Origin of the sequence: Mycobacterium sp. E787, from assembly GCF_001668725.1 — a bacterium.
Classification (GTDB): Bacteria; Actinomycetota; Actinomycetes; order Mycobacteriales; family Mycobacteriaceae; genus Mycobacterium.
This window is the reverse complement of record NZ_LZKL01000111.1, coordinates 103,879-123,214: the sequence shown is the minus strand read 5'-3', so window position 1 is coordinate 123,214 and position 19,336 is coordinate 103,879. Positions and strand designations below refer to the sequence as shown.

The 19,336-nt window shown below is 66.0% G+C and carries 13 protein-coding genes; 7 read left to right on the top strand and 6 right to left on the bottom strand.

The window, feature by feature from the left end:
* Nucleotides 1-198: 198 nt before the first annotated feature.
* From A5705_RS22125 to A5705_RS22110, 4 genes are all read right to left on the bottom strand, one after another.
* Entirely contained in the window at nucleotides 199-1,437 is a 1,239-nt protein-coding gene (locus tag A5705_RS22125) for a glycosyltransferase (RefSeq protein WP_067882739.1), read from the bottom strand.
* 262 nt (nucleotides 1,438-1,699) lie between these two features.
* Nucleotides 1,700-2,968 carry a glycosyltransferase gene (locus A5705_RS22120; RefSeq protein ID WP_067882761.1) on the bottom strand — a complete coding sequence of 423 codons (1,269 nt, stop codon included), beginning with the start codon at nucleotides 2,966-2,968 and terminating at the stop codon, nucleotides 1,700-1,702.
* 130 nt (nucleotides 2,969-3,098) lie between these two features.
* Nucleotides 3,099-3,833, bottom strand: coding sequence for a class I SAM-dependent methyltransferase (locus tag A5705_RS22115; RefSeq protein ID WP_067882760.1), 735 nt, complete (start codon nucleotides 3,831-3,833; stop codon nucleotides 3,099-3,101).
* A 115-nt stretch (nucleotides 3,834-3,948) separates the two neighbouring features.
* Nucleotides 3,949-5,061, bottom strand: a complete 1,113-nt coding sequence (locus tag A5705_RS22110) for a class I SAM-dependent methyltransferase (protein ID WP_067882738.1) — start codon at nucleotides 5,059-5,061, stop codon at nucleotides 3,949-3,951.
* A 284-nt stretch (nucleotides 5,062-5,345) separates the two neighbouring features.
* Here A5705_RS22110 and A5705_RS22105 point away from each other — a divergent pair, with 284 nt between their 5' ends.
* The 4 genes from A5705_RS22105 to A5705_RS22090 all read left to right on the top strand — a co-directional run bounded on the left by A5705_RS22105 (nucleotide 5,346) and on the right by A5705_RS22090 (nucleotide 12,514).
* Nucleotides 5,346-7,538 carry an acyltransferase family protein gene (locus A5705_RS22105; protein WP_082956631.1) on the top strand — a complete coding sequence of 731 codons (2,193 nt, stop codon included), beginning with the start codon at nucleotides 5,346-5,348 and terminating at the stop codon, nucleotides 7,536-7,538.
* A gap of 186 nt (nucleotides 7,539-7,724) precedes the next feature.
* Nucleotides 7,725-9,074 (top strand): hypothetical protein, encoded by a 1,350-nt coding sequence (locus A5705_RS22100; protein WP_231964527.1) that lies wholly within the window; start codon nucleotides 7,725-7,727, stop codon nucleotides 9,072-9,074.
* Nucleotides 9,075-9,203: 129 nt separating this feature from the next.
* Nucleotides 9,204-10,304 carry an NAD(P)-dependent oxidoreductase gene (locus tag A5705_RS22095; protein ID WP_067882737.1) on the top strand — a complete coding sequence of 367 codons (1,101 nt, stop codon included), beginning with the start codon at nucleotides 9,204-9,206 and terminating at the stop codon, nucleotides 10,302-10,304.
* 26 nt (nucleotides 10,305-10,330) lie between these two features.
* A complete protein-coding gene (locus tag A5705_RS22090) occupies nucleotides 10,331-12,514 on the top strand; it encodes an acyltransferase family protein (RefSeq protein ID WP_067882757.1) in 2,184 nt (727 codons plus the stop codon).
* 25 nt (nucleotides 12,515-12,539) lie between these two features.
* Here the strand turns inward: A5705_RS22090 and A5705_RS22085 are convergent, their stop codons facing one another.
* Nucleotides 12,540-13,808, bottom strand: coding sequence for a glycosyltransferase (locus tag A5705_RS22085; RefSeq protein WP_068280029.1), 1,269 nt, complete (start codon nucleotides 13,806-13,808; stop codon nucleotides 12,540-12,542).
* Between the two features lie 272 nt (nucleotides 13,809-14,080).
* Between A5705_RS22085 and A5705_RS22080 the strand changes: the two genes are divergently transcribed.
* The 3 genes from A5705_RS22080 to A5705_RS22070 all read left to right on the top strand — a co-directional run bounded on the left by A5705_RS22080 (nucleotide 14,081) and on the right by A5705_RS22070 (nucleotide 18,259).
* The gene (locus tag A5705_RS22080; RefSeq protein WP_067882735.1) at nucleotides 14,081-16,282 is read left to right on the top strand and encodes an acyltransferase family protein; all 2,202 of its coding nucleotides are present in this window, start codon (nucleotides 14,081-14,083) and stop codon (nucleotides 16,280-16,282) included.
* A 179-nt stretch (nucleotides 16,283-16,461) separates the two neighbouring features.
* Entirely contained in the window at nucleotides 16,462-17,208 is a 747-nt protein-coding gene (locus A5705_RS22075; RefSeq protein ID WP_082956630.1) for a phthiotriol/phenolphthiotriol dimycocerosates methyltransferase, read from the top strand.
* Between the two features lie 343 nt (nucleotides 17,209-17,551).
* Complete coding sequence (locus tag A5705_RS22070; protein WP_067882734.1) at nucleotides 17,552-18,259, top strand: rhamnosyl O-methyltransferase; 708 nt, start codon at nucleotides 17,552-17,554, stop codon at nucleotides 18,257-18,259.
* 60 nt (nucleotides 18,260-18,319) lie between these two features.
* Here the strand turns inward: A5705_RS22070 and A5705_RS22065 are convergent, their stop codons facing one another.
* Nucleotides 18,320-19,321, bottom strand: coding sequence for an NAD(P)-dependent oxidoreductase (locus A5705_RS22065; protein WP_067882733.1), 1,002 nt, complete (start codon nucleotides 19,319-19,321; stop codon nucleotides 18,320-18,322).
* Nucleotides 19,322-19,336: the final 15 nt, after the last annotated feature.

Here is a 19,336-nt window from a genome sequence, read left to right as displayed (position 1 = left end):
AGACCATACTTGCTGGGTGAGACGCCTGTCACGCGAATAGGTCAGTGAGACGCCTGCCACGCCCACCGCTGATCGCTGCCCCGGCGAAGCGCTCCCTCAATGGTCGAGTACGGGCCGTCTGAGCTGCAGCGATAACCGTTGGCGGCCCGAGCGGAAGAGAGCTTGCGGTCCCCGGCGGGACCGGCTCGATCGGGAGCCTCAGCCGACGCGCTTGGGCCGGGCGAAATCCTCGACGAGGTCGGCGGCGGCCACGGCGTTCTTGGGGGGTTCGCTCATCCGGGTGGCGAGCTCGCGCGCGTGGGCACGGCACTCCGGATCGAGAATGGTGCGCAGATCGGCGACCAACGATTTCTCGTTGGTGTGCGATATGCGCCGCCCGGTGCCCACCTTCAATTGTTCGACCTGGGCCGCCCAGGGCGCTTGGGCCGGCAGATTCCAGAGGATCAGCGTGGGGCACCCGGCGCGCAGGCCGGCGGCCGTGGTGCCCGCGCCGCCGTGATGAACGACCGCCCGGCAGGCGGGGAAGATGGCGGTGTGGTTCACCGCGCTCACCACCTTGATGTGCTCGAACCGGGGCAGGTCGGTGAAATCAGTCCCGCCGGCGCAGACCAACCCTCGCTCGCCCAACTGCGCACAGGCCTCGCCGATCATGCGGAGTGTGTCGGCCGCGGAGGCGACCGCCGGGCTGCCGAACCCGAAATAGATCGGCGGTGATCCGGCGGCAACCCAGGACGCGACCTCGTCATCGGTATCCGTGGCCAACTGCAGCGTCAGTGCGCCGACGAACGGCCGTTGGCCATCCCACTTCGCCCATTCGGCTGCCAACCCGGGAAAGCACACCTCGTCGTATGCCTGGATTTCGAGTGATCCGCGTTCAGCGATCCGTAGCGTCCAGGGGCGCGTGGCCTCCGGCAGGCCCAGTGCACGGCGCTGCGCGCCCTCGACCTTCTTCGTCAGTAGCCAATATTCCCACGCTTGCAGCTGCGCCATGAGGTGGTGACGGCGGGGTCGTGCCGGGGAGAAATGCAGCGTGGCCATCGGGATGTCGTAACGCTCCGCGACGTTGCTGACTAGCGGCTCGAAACTCTGACCGCTGATCAGTACGTCGGCACCGTCCGCCAGCGACGCCAGCGTCGTGCTCATCTCCTCCCAGCACCGGGCGCCCAGCTCCCAACTTTCGCGCCCGAACCTGATCAGGTCCTGGATCTTCCAGGGGTTGCGCCGAAGCGAAGTCCAAAACGGGCGCACCGCTTGCATCGTGGCCGACCAATCCAGGCCGTATGCGACCGCCGCAACCCCGGCCGACTCGGCGAAATCGACCAGGTCGGGCGGGACGGCGATGCGCACGTGGTGCCCGCGGCGGTGCAGCTCACGGCCCAGAGCTACGCAGGGCTCGATGTCGCCACGGCTTCCCCAGTTTGACACCACAAATTTCACGCGGATCCGGGCCTTCCTGTTGGGTCCAACAAGTGCCGACCCGACCTGCGGTAGATATGAATCTGGCCATAGTTACCACGGGGCTGTGGCAGATCTATGGGTTTCGGGCTATATTTTCGCGTTCTTTACGTATTCGTTCATTTCGACAAGCGCATCAGCTCGCACTGATTTGCCCGTGTCCTCGAAGGCCTCTCACGTGGGCCCAGCGCAGTAATCGGTCAGACGTGGCGGCGTTGATCACCACGACGGCGCCTGCTGGCCATCAGCCAACGCGCCTGAGGCAGGCGAATTCTTCCAGCAGGTCCGCGGCGGCCGCGGCGCTTTTAGCGGGTTCGGTCATCCGGCCGGCGATCTCGCGGGCGCGGGTCGCGTATTCCGGGGCGAGAATGGTGCGGAGGTCCGCCACCAGCGATTCCCGGTTAGCACTCGAAAAGCGCCGGGCGGTGCCAACTTTCAACCGTTTGACCGCACCCCCGTAGACCGCGTGAACGAGGTCCCAGTACAGGATCAGCTGCGGGACCCCCGCGCGCATGGCAATGGGTGTGGTGCTCGAGCCGCCGTGGTGGACGAGCGCCCGGCAGGCCGGAAAGACGGTCGAGAAGTTCACCGCGCCCACCACCTTGACGGCGTCAGAATGGGGAACACTGCTGAAGTCGGTTCCGGCGGCGCCAATCAATGCCCGCTCGCCCAACTCCGCGCAGGCCGCGCCGATCATGGCGATCGTGTCTGCCGGGGACTCGACGGGGATGCTCCCGAAGCCGAAGTAAATCGGCGGTGTCCCTGCGGCAATCCAGGACGCGACCTCCTCGTCCGCATCCGTCGCCAACCCGAGGGTCAGCGTGCCGACAAACGGACGTTGACCGTCGAATTTCGCCCATTCGGCGGCCAACCCCGGAAAGCACGCCTCGTCGTAGGCCTGAATTTCCAGCGATCCCCGTTCGGTAATCCGTCGCGGCGCGGAGCTCGTCGCCTTCGGCAGGCCGAGTTCACGGCGCTGGGCGTCCTCGGCCTTCTTCACCCCACGCCAATTCACCCACCAGTAGGCCTTGACTGCCGAGCGGGCCAACGGCGCCGGCAGGAATGGCAGGGTCTGGCTGTTGGGCCGTAGCGGAAAGTAATGCAACGTGGCCAGCGGAATGTCGTAAAACTCCGCGACATTGGCGGCAGCGTCCTCGAAATTGATGCCCGTGAATATCAGGTCGGCCCCGTCCGCCAGCGACATCAGCGCCGTGCCCATCTCCTGCCATCCCTGGAGGAGGCGCCCCGCTATGTCGAGTCGCGACCCGATCAGATCCCGGATTCTCCATGGGTGGCTGAAAAAGCAGGTCCAGAACTCGCGGTGCGCGTCGAGAATCGATCGCGCCTCCGGCCCGAAGCCGACTGCCGTAACCCCCGCCGACTGCACGAACCCGACGAGGTCCGGCGGGACGGCCATGCGCACCTCATGCCCCCGGCGGTGCAACTCACGACCGACGGCGAGGTTGGGCTCGACGTCGCCGCGACTTCCCCAGCTTGCGAGCACAAATTTCATCGAGGCCTTGTCCTCACTTTCCGTGCGCATTCTGCGAGGGGAAAGCGCAGCCCCCACAACGCCGGCTCAGCCGCCCGGCAGCATATCCCGGTCGCCCGCCACACACGGGAAATGTCGAGGCATCGGGCGTTTACTTCCGAGGAGATCCGGCGGTCTCACCGAGAAATTGGCCGAGAAACCGAGCCGGCTTCAAATTCAGCAACCGCTTGCGATCGGCGGCGAGATCCGCATACGTCAGCGCCTCGACCTCAGCGGGCGAGTAGGACAGTCGTGACTCTGGAGGTCCTTTACGCACCACTCCGACGCCGGTGTCGCACTTCAGCACCGCGACCTGCAGGTCGTCCCGCACGCTGCGCAGGTGGACTATCGATTTCCAGACGTCGCCACTCCACAAACCAATGATCAGTGGCCCCTTCTGCTGTGCGACAAAGTCGGCCCACGACTCCGCGCGACGGCCGATCAATTCGGTCGCGGGATTGCAGTCGTGCAGGAAAATGACGCCGTCGTCCCGCAGGTAGCGCACCGTGTTCTCGACGTCGCGCACCACCTGCTCGTAGGTGTGCATGCCATCGATCAGGGCGACGTCGATGGGGCGCTGCTCGAGGAACGCCGCCTGGTTCGCGAAGAAGTCGTCACTGGTCGTCTCGAAGTAGTGGGTGACGCGTGCCTTCGCATCTGCCTGTTCGCGGGAGCGCGCCGAGAGCCTGAATTCCGGGTCGACGGCGATTTTCTCGTCGGCGGTGATCCGCCGGAATGCAAGGCCCTTCGATACGCCGATCTCCAGATAAACGGGCTTCACCCGTCCGTCGAGCGCCCGCTGCACCGCCTTGATTCGGTTGGCGCCTGGTAGGGCGTCCACCAACATCGTCAGAGCGTCGTTGAAGTTCACGCGACGATCCTTGCGATTAAACGCGTGTCTGACAAGAGGTGCGCCCCGGCCGCGAACCCTGAATTGGAAGGGGGTCGAATCGACTGCACGGTCACGCGTTGTCCTGGGCGTGGTGGGCGGTTGGGTCGAGCCGGCCCAGACCCGTGATCTCCAGGCTGACCGACTTCCGCTGTCCCGCGGCGCCGAGCATGAAAAGGATGTCGCCGATCGGTGCGCCCAACCAAAATCGCCAAAATCGCCTGCCGAATAAATTCCACGCGTACTGCCCATTTCCGATCGACCAATACACCGCGATCAACACGAAGTAGTACAGCCAGCGTCGCCACCGCGAGGTGACCATTTCGACATTCATCTCCCAGGTCTCGAGCCCCCACGCGCGATAGCGCCACTCCAACCCGTACCGCGCTTGAAACTCATAGAAAGCAAGCATTTCGCCATTGGTGACCAGATACTCGTCGAACACGAGGATCGATCCCTCGGTGAAGCGATCCTTGCATGTCTCCAACGCGTGCAGACAACTCTCATAGGTGTCCAAATCCATGTGGAAAAGCCTGACGGGGCTGGCTGGACGCTCGGCCAGGAACGGGGCCAATGTCTCGTACGTGCTCCCCCGCATGAACTGCACTTTCCGACCGAGTGTGTCTGGTATCCCGTCATGCAAAATTACGCCGGTGTCCGGCATCAGACGCTGTGCGAGTGGTTCCGTCAGCGAGAAGGTTCCACGCTTGAAGACCATCTGGTCGTCGACTTGCCAGTCTTCGACAAGGCCCTCGAAGGTGTCGAAGCCGTATACCGTGCGGCCGGAAGCATCGGATATCAGCCTTGTCGACCAGCCGATCCAGACGCCCAGATCAAGCAGCAGCTCCTCGGGATCCTCGGGGCATTGCTTCGGCAGGCGCGACGCCTCCCAGAGCAGCGTGTGTCCTGAAATCTTGGACCGCCGCAGCTCCGCAAGCGTGCGGGCGATGAATGCGCGATATGCGTCGTCATAAACCGTAATGTCCCGTGCATACAGATTGGGGATGAAGCGGTCGCGATTCCGATAAACCAAGCGCGCGCACAGCAGCACCAATAGAAGTGCGCCCAGCGCGACCAGCAGAATAGGCGCGAAGTAACACGCCGTAGCCACACCTAACGCAACGCCGACGAGAATCGCTTTCCAGAGATGGTGGAGGCTCGTCCGATCCAGCGTCAGAGCGCCCACCGTCGGACTATCGACTACGTTCACCGGCTCACCTCCGTGATCTCGGCTGCAGATTGGTACTACTGCATTGGCGTGGCACTGGGTCCGCCGGCGCTGACTCACCGATCTGGCGCGGCGCCCGCAACGAGCCTCTGGGGCGCCTCCAGTCGGGTTTTTGGCAGCCCGAACGTCCGGAGTCTCGCGGGCCGACGAACGATGACGTGATGATTGGCGAACATACCTAATCTGTTGAACAGGTGTGTGATAATCCCCCGGTTCGGGAAGCTCGTCCTCTTACCAGGTAGGTGACCTTGACCCAGGCCGACAGCGTTGCCCCCACCGAGCGGGTGCAGGATCGGCGCCCGACGAAGGTTGGGTTTCGCCCGGATATCGAGGGCTTGCGCGCCGTGGCGGTGGTCGCCGTCGTCTTGTTTCACGCCGAGGTCCCGGGGTTGGGCGGCGGGTTCGTGGGCGTGGACGTCTTCTTCGTCATCTCCGGCTTCCTGATCACCGGCCTGCTGTGGCGCGAAGCGAACACCAGCGGCACCGTGCGGCTGCGCAACTTCTATGGGGCGCGGGCCCGCCGACTGCTGCCCGCGTCGGCCGCGGTCGGGGTGATCACCGCGATCGCCTCGGTTGTGCTGCTGCCGCCGCTGCAGGCCCGAATCGTCCTTGGCGACGGCATCGCCAGCGCGCTGTATGTGAGCAACTACCAATTCATTCATCAACAAGTCGACTACTTCGCCGGGTCGACGGCGACGTCGCCGTACCTGCACTATTGGTCGTTGGGCGTCGAGGAGCAGTTCTACCTGGTGTGGCCGGCGATGATCCTCGGGACGGCGTTGCTCATCCGGCTCGTGCGGCGACGCGGCAAGACCGATGCCACCTCCTCGAAGAAGCCCTACCTCGCGGTGCTGCTGCTGGTCGGAATTCTGTCGTTCGCGCTGTCGCTCGCGGTCACCTACGTGGTCCCGGCCGTCGCGTTCTTTTCGCTGCCCACGCGGGCCTGGCAATTGGCGGCCGGCGGCCTGGTGGCTCTGACGGCCGGCCGGTGGCGCCGACTGCCACCCCGCGCTGCCGCGATCACCGGATGGACGGGGCTGGCTCTCATCCTGCTGGCCTGCACCTGGCTGGGCCCGGCCACCCTGTATCCAGGCATCGCCGCGCTGCTGCCCACGCTGGGCGCCGTGCTGGTGATCGGCGCCGGCTGCGCCGCAGCCACTCGAGGATGTGCCCGCGTCCTGGCGGTACCGCAAATGCAGGCGATCGGCCGGGTGTCCTACTCCTGGTACCTGTGGCACTGGCCGGTGCTGGTCCTGACACCCGCGCTGCTGGGCCACCCACTCGGGCTGCCCGGCAGGTTGGCAGCAGCCCTGGTCTCCGGCGGGCTGGCCGTGCTCACCCTGCGCTACCTGGAAAACCCGCTGCGATTCGCCGCGCCGATCCGCAGATCAGCCCTGGCCAGCCTCGCCCTCGGCGCCACCGCCACCGCCACCGCCGTCGCCGTCGGCGTGGCGCTCCTGGCGTGGATGCCCGTCCCCGTCGGCCGCGGCCCGGCCACCGCCACGCTGGCCATCACCGCGACACCTCCCCCCGCGGGCTCGAGCATCGACGCCTACGACACCGCAGTCCGCCAAGCGTTCGCCCAAGTGCACGCCGCGGTCACCGCGTCCAGCGACCTCAAAGCCGTACCCTCCAACCTGAATCCCCCACTTGCCGACGCGGGATCTGAATTCAGGGCCGTGTTTCTCAATGGCTGCCTGCGCAATCTCACCGAAGTGGGGCAGCCCGAATGCGCATCCGGCGACACCGCCTCGACGACGACGGTGGCGCTGCTCGGCGACTCGCACGCCACGATGTGGAGTCCAGCGCTCCAGCAAGTCGCGTCGCAGCAGCACTGGCGGCTGGAGACGCTGGGTAAGGGCGGCTGCGCACCGATGAACCTGCCCATCACCGACGCCGTCAAGCGCGCGGTGTCCAACGCCTTTTGCGAGCAGTGGCGCGCTCAGATCCTCGCCCGGTTGACCGCCGAGCGCCCACGGCTGGTCGTGGTGAGCATGTTCCGCGGGTACGGTATCGGGCGCGGCTACCAGCCTGGTTTCACGTCATACGACGCGGCCTGGCTCGACGGCCTGACCCACCTGGTGCAGCAGCTCCGCGGTACCGGTGCGCAGGTGCTGGTGCTCGGCCCGGTCCCCAATCCGCTCTCATCGGTGCCGGTCTGCCTGTCCGGCCACCTCGACGATGCAACGGCCTGCGCGCCGTCGAGGTCGGCAGCGGTGAACGAATCCGGCATCGCCGCCGAGGCCGCCGCCACCAAGGCCGGGGGCGGGCAATACGCCGACCTCACCGAACTGTTCTGCACCGCCGACCGCTGCCCGGTGATCGTCGGAAACAACCTCGTCTACTTCGACAACGTTCACTTGACGACCGAGTATGCACGCCTTCTGGCACCGGTGATCGGGGCGCTGGCCGAGCGCGCGCTCGCCCGCGGATAGCCCCCACGGGGAGGTCAGGAGGACCTGCCGGCTCCCTCTTGCCGGGGTTAGTCTTTCTGTGCGTTCTTAGCTACTTCGCCGAAGCACCGGAGCTGATCCGCAGTGATGACCCGGGCCGACGCCCTCAAGGCCCACCCCGTATCGCGCGGCGTCACGGGCGAGTCCCGTGTCATCGGAGGCTGATCCGTGGCAGACAACCGGCTCGCGTTGCTGGACCAAGCCTTCTATGCGGGGCATTGCGCCGTCGGCCAGCAGGAAGTCATGCAGATCCTGTGGCTTTATGAGCGCCCTATCGACTTCGATGGGCTAAGACGCTTTCACCACAATCTCGGTCACGGGTTGCTCGCACGGCTCATCGAGCGTTCGCCGCTGCCGTTCGGCCGGCATCGGTGGGTCTTGGATCGTGGGCCGGCGGACATCGATATCGCCGAGCGTGCCCGTCCCCGCGCGGAGCTCAGCGACTGGACCGATGAACGCTCACAACGGCCCGTTGATCCCGAAGCGGGGCCCGGCTGGCACCTCGGTGTCCTTCCTCTGACCGACGGCTCGACAGCGGTCACCCTGGTGGCGTCCCACTACGTGCTCGACGGCATCGGTCTGCTCATCGCGGCGATCGAGGCGATGCTGGGTCAGACGCGCGAGCTCGGCTACCCGCCGCCGCGCTCACGGGGGCGATTGCGCGCGGCGGCGGAGGATGCCCGCCAAACGGCCCGGGACCTCCCCGACGCTGCCCGCGCGATGATCGCGTTTGCACGACTCTCCCGGCGTCAGCGGCGCGACACTGCCCGCCCCGCACTGGCACGGCGGCCCGTCACCCCGCGTGGAGACGGCGGCGGTGACCCGGTCATCTTGCCCGGTGCCTCGATTCTCGTCGACGTGGATCACTGGAATGCCCGTGCGCAGGCTCTGGGCGGATCGAGCAACACGCTGGCCGCCGGGTTGACCGCGAAACTCGCGGAGCACCTCGGGCGCCGGCGCGGTGATGACGGCGCCGTCACCCTGCAGGTCGTCAAGAGCGACCGCACCGAGGGTGATACGCGTGCGGTCGCAGTGTCGTTCGCCCGCGTCACAATCGACCCGACCCGGGTGACGACGGATCTGCGTGAGGCCCGCGCAGCCATCAAACAGGCGCTGCAGGATCTGCGGGAAGCCCCAGGTCTGTCGTCGCAGCTGGCCGCGCTGACCCCGTTCACTCCGAAGCGGACGTGGAGGCGGGGCGTCGATGCCGCGCTCAACGACCCGGATCTGCCGGTCGTTTGTTCGCATCTCGGCGACGTCGGCTTCTCGGTGGGCCTTCTCGACGGCACCCATTGCGACTACGCCTGGGCACGAGGGACGAGGCAACACGTCACGCGACAATGGCTGGAGAGAACCGGCGGGCACCTGCAGGTGTTGTCCTTCAGCTCGCCGGGCCTCGGCAAGGTGTGCATCCACGTCGTCACCTATCAACCGGGCGTCGTGACCACCAAGCCCGCTTTGCGCGAACTCGCCCAGCGCACGCTCGCCGAGTTCGAACTGACCGGCCAGATCGATTGACGACCTCAATTGATGTTCGTGCCGCGGGGGCCTCGGTATGATCACCCGGACCGCACCCTGGGTGTACGCGTGCCGGTCAGCTATTTTCCTCCACAGAGGAACCGGAGGCGTCGGCTGTTGTCCACATCAGTGCTCATCACTGGCGGGGCAGGATTCATCGGGTCCGCGCTCGCGCGGCGTCTCGTCACGGCCGGCTATGACGTCGCGGTCATGGATGTTTTGCATCCGCAGGTGCATGGCGAACGTCCAGCGATCGACCTGCCGCCATCCGTGCGGTTGTTCACCGGCGATGTCACCCATGCGCCCGACTGCGATGCGGTGCTTCGGCTGTGCCGGCCTTCCCAGGTCGTGCATCTGGCGGCGGAGACCGGAACGGCGCAATCGCTTTCCGAGGCCTCGCGCCACGGTTCGGTCAATGTGGTCGGAACGACACAACTCCTTGACGCCCTGAGCCGCTCAGCGCAGGTCCCCGACCAGCTCGTCCTGGCGTCGTCCAGGGCGGTCTACGGCGAGGGTGCCTGGCAGTGCGGCTCCCACATCTTTTATCCGCGGCCTCGCGACCACGCTCAACTCGTCGCCGGTATCTGGGATCCGCACGGGCCCACGAACGATGCGCCCGTCCCGCTTGCGAGCTGTGCCGGTCGAACGGAGCCGCGGCCGACCAACATTTACGCCGCGACCAAACTCGCCCAAGAGCACATCCTGACCGCCTGGGCCGCCGCGCACGACACCCGTCTCAGCGTGCTGCGGCTGCAAAACGTATACGGGCCGGGCCAGTCGCTGACCAATTCCTACACGGGAATAGTCGCTCTTTTCGCACGGTTGGCGCGCGAGAAGCAGCCGTTGGAGGTCTACGAAGACGGGCGGATCGTGCGCGACTTCGTCTATATAGAAGATGTCGTCGAAGCTTTGTTCGCTGCAATCGAGAATCCTGCGAATCGATCACGCTGTGTCGACATCGGATCGGATGTCCCGACAACCATCCATGAGCTGGCTCGCAAGATCGCCGCAATCTGCGATGCGCCCGAACCGGCCGTCGTGGGCAAATTCCGCGACGGCGACGTACGCGCGGCGAGCTGCGACATCGAGCCGGCCAAAAGCGAGCTCAGCTGGCGTCCGCGGTGGGCCCTCGAGGACGGTCTGCGGGCTCTGCTCGATTGGATCGGCGATCAGCCCGAATCATCTGCCGAGCCAAGCGATCACTCGCACATGACGGCTTTGCTGAAGTAACCGATCCTCTTACCGAGTAGGTGATCTTGCCCCAAGCGGACAGCGTCAGCCCCGCCGAAGGGCTGCGCGGTCAACACCCGACACCATCGAGGTTCCGGCCGGACATCGAGGGATTGCGCGCCGTCGCGGTGGTCGCCGTTGTCCTGTTTCACGCCGAGGTCCCGGGGTTGGGTGGCGGGTTCGTGGGTGTGGACGTCTTCTTCGTCATCTCGGGCTTCCTGATCACCGGGATGCTCTGGCGGGAGGTGGACGCCAATGGCACGGTTGGGCTACGCCGCTTCTATGGCGCGCGGGCCCGCCGACTGCTACCTGCATCGGCCGCGGTAGGCGTCGCCACCCTGATCGCCTCGACGGCCCTGTTACCTCCCTTACAGGCAAAGGTCGTCATTGGTGACGGCATTGCCAGCGCGCTGTATGTCAGCAATCTGTGGTTCATCGGGCAGAACGTCGACTACTTCGGCGGGCACCTGGCCGCCTCGCCGTTCCAGCACTATTGGTCGTTGGGCGTCGAGGAGCAGTTCTACCTGGTGTGGCCGGCGATGATCATCGGGATGGCATGGCTCATCCGGCGTCGGCGCAAGAGTGCCGATGGCCCTGCTTCGGGGGGCCCGTATCTTGCAATCCTCGCGCTGGTCGCGGTCTCTTCGTTCGCGCTGTCGCTGCTGATGTCGTACTTGGTGCCCGCCGCGGCGTTCTTTTCCTTACCGACCCGTGCCTGGCAATTGGCCGCCGGCGGTCTGGTGGCCCTGACGGCCGGCCGGTGGCGCCGACTGCCGCCGCGAACTGCCGCAATCACCGGATGGGCAGGGCTGGCCCTCATCCTGCTGGCCTGCACCTGGCTGGGCCCGGCCACCCTGTATCCAGGTATCGCCGCGCTGCTGCCGACCATCGGCGCCGTGCTGGTGATCGGCGCGGGCTGCGCCGCAGCTACGCAAGGATGCGGTCGCGTCCTGGCGATACCGCAGATGCAGGCCATCGGCCGGGTGTCCTACTCCTGGTACCTCTGGCACTGGCCAGTGCTGGTCCTGACACCCGCATTGCTGGGCCACCCACTCGGGCTGGCCGGCCGGCTCACAGCGGCCCTGGTCTCGGCCGGGTTGGCGGTGCTCACCCTGCGTTACCTCGAAAACCCGCTGCGATTCGCCGCCCCGATCCGCCGATCGGCCCTGGCCAGCCTCGGACTCGGCGCCGCCGCAACCGCGACCGCGGTGGCTGTGGGCGCGGCACTGCTGGAACTGGTACCGAACCCGGTCGGGCACGGCTCTGCGGCCGCGGCGCTGACCATCACCGCCGCACCTCCCCGCGCGGGCTCGAGCATCGACGCCTACGACGCCGCAGTGCGTCAAGCGTTCGCCCAAGTGCACGCCGCGGTCGCCGCGTCGACCGACCTCAAAGCCGTACCCTCCAACCTCAACCCACCGCTCGCCGACGCAGCGGCCGGTCAGAAGGCCATGCGGTTCAACGGCTGCTTTCGGACAGACAAAGAAAGCGGGCAGCCCGAATGCGCCACGGGCGACACCGCCTCGACGACGACGGTGGCCCTGCTCGGCGACTCGCACGCCGCAATGTGGAACGCGGGCTTCCAGGAGATCGCCACGCAACGGCCCTGGCGGCTCGAGTTCATGGCCAAGGCGGGTTGCCCGCCGATAGACGTGCCCGTTACCAATCACCTCGATCGGGTGGTTGAACATTTTCGCCACTGCGAGCAGTGGCGCGCGCAGATCCTCGCCCGGTTGGCGGCCGAGCACCCCCGGCTGGTCGTGCTGAGCATGTGGCGGGGTTACGGTGCCGGCAATTGGCAGCCCGGTTTCACGCCCTACAACACGACGTGGATCGCGAGCCTGACCCGCCTCGTGCAGCAGCTGCGTAGCACCGGCGCGCAGGTGCTCGTACTGGGGCCGGTCCCGGATCCGCGATCAATGGTGCCGGTCTGCCTGTCCGGCCACCTCGATGACGCGAACGCCTGCTCGCCGCCACGATCGGCTGCGGTGAACGAATCCGGCATCGCCGCCGAGGCCGCCGCCACCAAGGCCGGAGGCGGGCAGTACGCCGACCTCACCGAACTGTTCTGCACCGTGGGCCGTTGCCCGGTCATCGTGGGCAACACGCTGGTCTACCTCGACTTCGATCATGTGACCCCCGAATACTCCCGCCAGTTGTCACCGGTAATCGGGGCGTTAGCCGACCGCGCGCTGGCCAGTGGGATGTGACAAGAGCTCGACGCCCTCGCCGATCTCAGCCGACACGTTTGGTGCGGGCGAAATCTTCGACCAGATCAGCGGCGACCCTTACGCTGTCGGCCGATTTGGTCATCTTGGAGGCGAGTTCGCGGGCCCGGGTGAGGCATTGCGGGGCAAGGGTGGTGCGAAGGTCCGCGACCAGCGACTCGCGGGTGGTCGCCGAAAATAGCCGCCCGGTGCCAACCTTCAGCCGCTTGACCCGGGCTCCCCAAGCCCCCTGATCGGGCAGCGTCCAGAGGATCAACGTGGGGAGTCCGGCGCGCAGGCCCGCGTTCGTGGTGCCCGCGCCGCCGTGGTGAACGAAGGCGCGGCAGGCAGGCAGGGCGGCAGCGTAATTCATGACTCCCACCACCTTCACGTGCTCGGCCCGCGAGATGTTGCTGAAGTCGGTGCCGGCGGCGCAGATCAACGCCCGCTCGCCCAACTCTTCGCAGACCGAGCTGATCATCGCCAGCGTATCGACCGCGGATTCCACCCCGACGCTGCCGAACCCGAAACAGATCGGCGGTGTTCCCGCCGCAATCCAGGAGGCGACCTCGTCATCGGTGTCCGTCGGCAGCTCCATGGTCAGCGCTCCGACGAAGGGGCGCTGGCCGTCCCATTTCGCCCATTCGGCCGCCAACCCCGGATAGCAGACCTCATCGTAGGCCTGTATCTCCAGGGATCCGCGTTCGGCGATCCGCCGCGTCCAGGGGGTTGTGGCCTCCGGCAGCCCGAGTTCACGGCGCTGCGCGTCCTCGACCTTCTTCGGTCCGCGCCACGACAGCCACTCGAACGCCGTCATCGCGGCGCGGCCCAGCGGCGCCGGCAGGTATGGCAGGAGTTGGCCGTTGGCCCGCCACGGGAAGATATGCAGCGTGGCCAACGGGATGCCGTAATACTCCGCGACGTTGGCGGCGGTGTCCTCATAGTTCATGCCGGTGAGGATCAGTTCGGCGCCGTCGGCCAGTGACGTCAGCGTCCTGCTGACCTCGCCGCGGCACTCGGTCAGCGGCCCGGAAACCTCGCTCCACATCCTGCCCAACTCGCGGATCTTCCAGGGGTTGCCGAAGAAGTAGGTCCAGAAATCGCGGTGCGGGTCCAGGATGGCTTTCAACTCCGGTCCATAGGCAAGCGCAGCCGGCCCCGCCGACTCGACGAAGTCGACCATTTCCGGCGCGACAGCCATGCGCACGTCATGCCCGCGGCGCACCAGTTCGCGGCCGACAGTGACATAGGGCTCGACCTCGCCGCGCGTTCCCCAGTTCGCGAGCACGAATTTCATCGCGGATCCTGACCTTTCACTTCCCCTCGCATTCTGTGGAATGAAAGCGGCGGCCCCGCACCCCTGGCTCAGCCGCCCAGGAGCATAACCCGACGGCCGCGTGGCACCGACGTGAAAGCCAGAAGATCTTTGGACAGGTGGTCAACAGCACCGGGCCGGTCGGGAGCGCCGGGAACCAGTGCGCGGCGTCCGCTCGTGCCGGAATGGCCGAAAGGTATTGGACGGGTGTGTGATAATGCCACGACTCGAACAACCCGTCCTCGTCCAGGTAGGTGACCGTGCGCCAGGCCGCGAGCGCTAGCCCTACCGAAAGACGGGAACCTCAACGCTCGGAACGGTCGGGGTTTCGTCCGGACATCGAGGGCTTGCGCGCGGTCGCGGTGCTGGCGGTGGTCCTCTTCCACGCCGAGGTGCCCGGCATCGGCGGTGGCTACGTCGGCGTGGACGTGTTCTTCGTCATCTCGGGCTTTTTGATCACCGGGCTGCTGTGGCGCGAGGTCAGCTCCACCGGCACCGTCGGACTGCGCCGCTTCTACGGGGCACGCGCCCGCCGGCTGCTACCCGCGTCGGCCGCGGTAGGCGTTGTCACCGCGATCGCGGCGGCGGTCCTGCTACCCCCGCTGCAGGCGTCGAGCGTCCTACTGGAGGGCATCGCCAGCGCGTTGTACATCAGCAACTACTGGTTCATCGGCGAAGGCGTCCACTACTTCGGGGGTCACCTGCCGCCGTCGCCGTTCCAGCACTACTGGTCGTTGGGCGTCGAGGAGCAGTTCTACCTGGTGTGGCCCGCATTGATCATCGGCACGGCATGGCTCATCCGGCGTGGGCGTCGGCGCCGCGCCGCCGACGACTCCTCGCAACACCCGTATGTGGTGGTCCTTGCGCTGGTCGCGGCCGTATCGTTCGCCCTGTCGCTGGTGATCACGTACGTGATGCCCGCGGTGGCGTTCTTTTCGCTGCCGACCAGGGCCTGGCAGTTGGCCGCCGGCGGCCTGGTAGCCCTCACGGCCGGCCAGTGGCGCCGGCTGCCGTCACACGCCGCCGCCATCACCGGGTGGGCGGGGTTGGGCCTGATCCTGCTGGCCTGCACCGTGTTGAGCCCGGCGACCTTCTATCCGGGTATCGCGGCGCTGCTGCCCACGCTGGGTGCCGTTCTCGTGATCGGCGCCGGCTGCGCCACGCCCACGCAAGGATGCGGCCGCGTGCTGGCCGTATCGCCAATGCGAGCGATCGGCCGCATCTCCTACTCGTGGTATCTGTGGCACTGGCCGGTGCTGGTGTTGACACCCGCACTGCTCGGCCACCCACTGGGCCTGGCCGGGAGGTTGGCGGCCGCCCTGGTCTCCGGCGGGCTGGCGGTGCTCACCCTGCGGTGCATCGAGAACCCGCTGCGATTCGCCGCACCCATCCGCCGGTCTCCCCTACGCAGTCTCGCGCTGGGCGGTGGCGCCACCGCGGTCGCCGTGGCGGTCGGCGTGGCTCTGCTGGTCGTCGTCCCAATCCCGGTCGGCCGCGGCGCGCCGGCCGCGGCGCTGACCATCAACGCGACACCCCCTCCCGCGGGCTCCGACATCGATGCCTATGACGCGGTGGTGCGGCAGGCGTTCGCCCAGGTGCAGGCCGCTGTCGCGGCGTCGGCCGACGTCAAAGCGGTGCCATCCAACCTGGCACCGCCGCTGGCCGACGCGACAGCCGAACAGCACGCGTACTCGTTCAACGGCTGCCTGCGCACGCCTTTCCAAGGCGGACAACCCACCTGCGCGACGGGCGATACCGCCTCGGCGACGACGGTGGCCCTGGTCGGCGATTCGCACGCCGCGATGTGGGATCCCGCGTTCGAGCAACTCGCCACCCAACGGCACTGGCGACTGGAGCTGTTGAGCAAAGGGGCCTGCCCACCGCTGGACCTGCCCATCACAAGTCACCTCTTCAGTCGCCTGGTTGAAAACGTCGAACACTGCGATCAATGGCGCGGCCAGATCCTCGCCCGGCTACGCGCCGAGCACCCGCGGCTGATCGTGGTGAGCATGTGGCGGGGCTACGGCGCCGGCAACGGCAACGGCTGGCTCTCCGGCTTCTCGGCGTACGACCCGGCGTGGATCGACGGCCTGACGCGCCTCGTGCGCCAGCTGCGCGGCACCGGTGCCCAGGTGCTGGTGCTCGGGCCGGTGCCGGCTCCGGACACATCGGTGCCGGTCTGCCTGTCCGGCCACCTCGACGACGCGACCGCCTGCTCGCCGACGAGGGCGGCGGCCGTGAACCAAACGGGCATCGCGGCCGAGACCGCCGCCACCAAAGCCGGCGGCGGACAATACGACGACCTCACCGAGTTGTTCTGCACCGCCAACCGCTGCCCGGTGATCGTCGGCAACACGCTGGTCTACTTCGACTGGGAGCACCTGACGCTCGAATACTCGCGGATGTTGGCGCCGGCGATCGGGGCGCTGGCCGACCGCGCGCTCATCCCCGGCTGAGAGATCGCGGGTATTGGCAACGAGGTTCCGAGAATGATCGGATCAAAATTTGCTCACCTAACGCGTCACTAATGCCGCGAAAGCGCAGGCCTCGCGACACCTGAAGCTCTGATCGGCTTGCCTCATGGACGTTGCGCGACCTGCCGCCGCGTTCCCGGACACGGTGCCATACTGCACCAATGAGGCAGGCGCATCAGATCGTCAACCGCTACTGGTATCCCTTCCATACCCGCTTCCTCAGCAACGACGACAGGGTTTTCATGAACTGGGGCTACGAGGAAGATCCGCCGATGGCCCTGCCGTTGGCAGAGTCCGATGAGCCCGATCGGTACTCCATTCAGCTTTACCACCGCACAGCGACCCAAGTGGATCTCACCGGCAAATGCGTGCTGGAGGTTAGTTGCGGCCACGGCGGCGGCGCCTCGTACGTGATGCGCACCCTGAGCCCCGCCTCCTACACAGGGCTGGACTTAAACCCCGTCGGCCTGGAGTTCTGCCGAAAAAAGCACCAAGTGCCCGGCCTGGATTTCGTGCACGGCAGCGCCGAGGCGCTGCCATTCACAGATCATTCGTTCGACGCGGTGATCAATATCGAAGCGTCGCACTGCTATGCTCGACTCCCCCGATTCCTCGCCGAAGTCGCCCGCGTATTGCGACCGGGAGGCTATTTCCTATACGCCGATGTCCGCAAAAATCGAGATATCGCCGAATGGGAGAAGGACTTAGCCGACGCCCCGCTGCGGCTCGTTTCCAAAAGGATCATCAATGAGGAGGTTGCGCGCGGCGTGGAGAAGATATATCTGTCTGAGTCCAGTAGTCGGCGCCGCCTTCTGCCGTCTTGCGGCTCTTGGTTATGGACGGAATCCCGCCGCGCGTTGCAAAACAACGAGACCAGCTACCGGACGTACTGCTTTGCCAACGTGTGAACCGGCCTCCTGGCCCGCCTCGCGAGCGAGCGTCAGGCACTGGTTATCGTCAGCAGTCATCGTTGCCCCGCAGGCTCCTGGTCGCGCGAACCGGTCCCCATGCTGATCCCGTTTCTTACGCCCGATACCCAGGGATTCTTCGCGCTACCGCCCGATTGCCCGCGCCCACGGGCTCGACAACATCTGCTGCTATCATTCGGCGATGCAGTGGCAGCGAAAAGAGCATGCTAAGCAGATGCCGGAGAGCAACGGGCCGGCATTGAGCCGCGGAGAGTCGGCGCAACGAGGCAGTTATGTCGACAGGAAAGCATTCCTGAGAATTGGCGCGGCCCTTTACGAATCCATGCCAACGCCATGGGAATTCGTGAAGAAAATTGCCGCTCCTCCGCTGGCCCGCTACTTTTACCAGCCGACGGGCTCGGAACCTAATGAATACCATAAGTGGTATTACAACACTGAAGTGTTCAATAAGATTACCTGGATGGGCGTCCACTGCCAGAAGTCGGCCAGCGATATGTGGAATTACCAAGAGATTTTATTTGAGTTGAAGCCGTCCCTGGTAGTCGAATTCGGCACACATTACGGTGGTTCGGCCTTGTTTTTCGCGAACGTCATGAGGCAAATCGGCCGACCATTCAAGGTGCTTTCGGTGGACGTCTACCACGGTCCCCTTGAGCCCAAAGCCCGCCAGGATCCCGATATCACGTTCTTCGAATCGCGGTCCACGGTCCCCGCTGTCGCCGAGTGCATCCGGGACCTGAGAAGCCAGTTCCCCGGCAAGGTCTTCGCGATCCTCGACAGCGACCATTCGATGAATCATGTGCTGGCCGAGATGAAGCTGCTGCGGCCGTTGCTGTGCGCCGGCGACTACCTCGTAGTAGAGGACTCGAACATGAACGGACACCCTGTCCTTCCTGGATGGGGCCCGGGCCCGTATGAGGCAATCGAAGCCTACGAGCATGAATTCCCAGACGACTACACGCACGACGTGGCGCGCGAGAACAAGTTCGGCTGGACGCAGGCGCCCAACGGGTACTTGATCCGCAACTGATGCACAGCCGGATACGGGCGTTGCGCCCTCATGCGCCTCGTCCGCGCGTCTTCGGCCGTGTTACGGCTGATCCCCCGCGGGTGCCTTGAGGTACCACGGGTTGGCCCGCGCCCACTCGATGGTGCGCCGGATCCCTTCCTCGACGTCGACCTCGAGGCGCCAGCCCAGCTCGCGTTGGGCTTTGGTCGAGTCCGGGATGCGACGAGGGATGTCCTCATAGCGAGCGCCGTAGCGCGCCGCGGTGTCGACGTGTTCGACGCTGGATACGGAGTCGACATTTGCGATCTTGATCGCCAGATCGACGGCCTCCCCGATGGTCGTCTCGGTCATGCTGCCGACGTTGAAGGCCTCGCCGATCGCCGCGTCGCTGTCGGCCGCGAGCAAGGTGCCGGCGATGGCGTCATCGACGTAGGTGAAGCAGCGGGTCTGGTCACCCGAGTCATACAACAACGGCGGGAGGCCACTGAGGATGCGGTGGATGCTCTGCGAAACGACGAAGATCGGGCTTTGCCGCGGGCCGTAGACGTTGAAGTAGCGCACCACCGTCACCGGTAGCCCGTAGGCCGTGTGCATCGCGAAAACGAGGTGCTCGGCCATTGCCTTGCTGGTGCTGTAGCTCCACCGCGCGGTCTTCGTCGACCCGAGGACGCGGTCGTCGTCCTCGGCGAACGGCGGGTTGGGGTTTTTCCCGAACACCTCTGAGGTGCTGGCGAACAGCACGCGGATTCCGTGCCGTTGGCTGAGCTCCAGCACGTTGCGGGTGCCGGTCACATTGACGTCGAGCACCCGCAGCGGATCGTTGAGGTAGTTCTTCACGCCGACGACCGCGGCCAGGTGGAAGACCGTGTCGACGTCGGGCGTCAGCGCCCGTTCGAGCGCACCGATATCGGTCACGTCGCCCTGCACGAACCGGAAGTTGGCGTGCCGGTCGAAGTCGATGCTGGTGTCACGGGTGTTCTTCGCGAAGTCGAACACGGTCACCGTGTCGCCGCGGTTCAGCAGGGCGGAGACCAGGTGTGATCCGATGAAGCCGTAGCCGCCGGTCACGACGACATTGGACATATTCGCTCTTTCGTT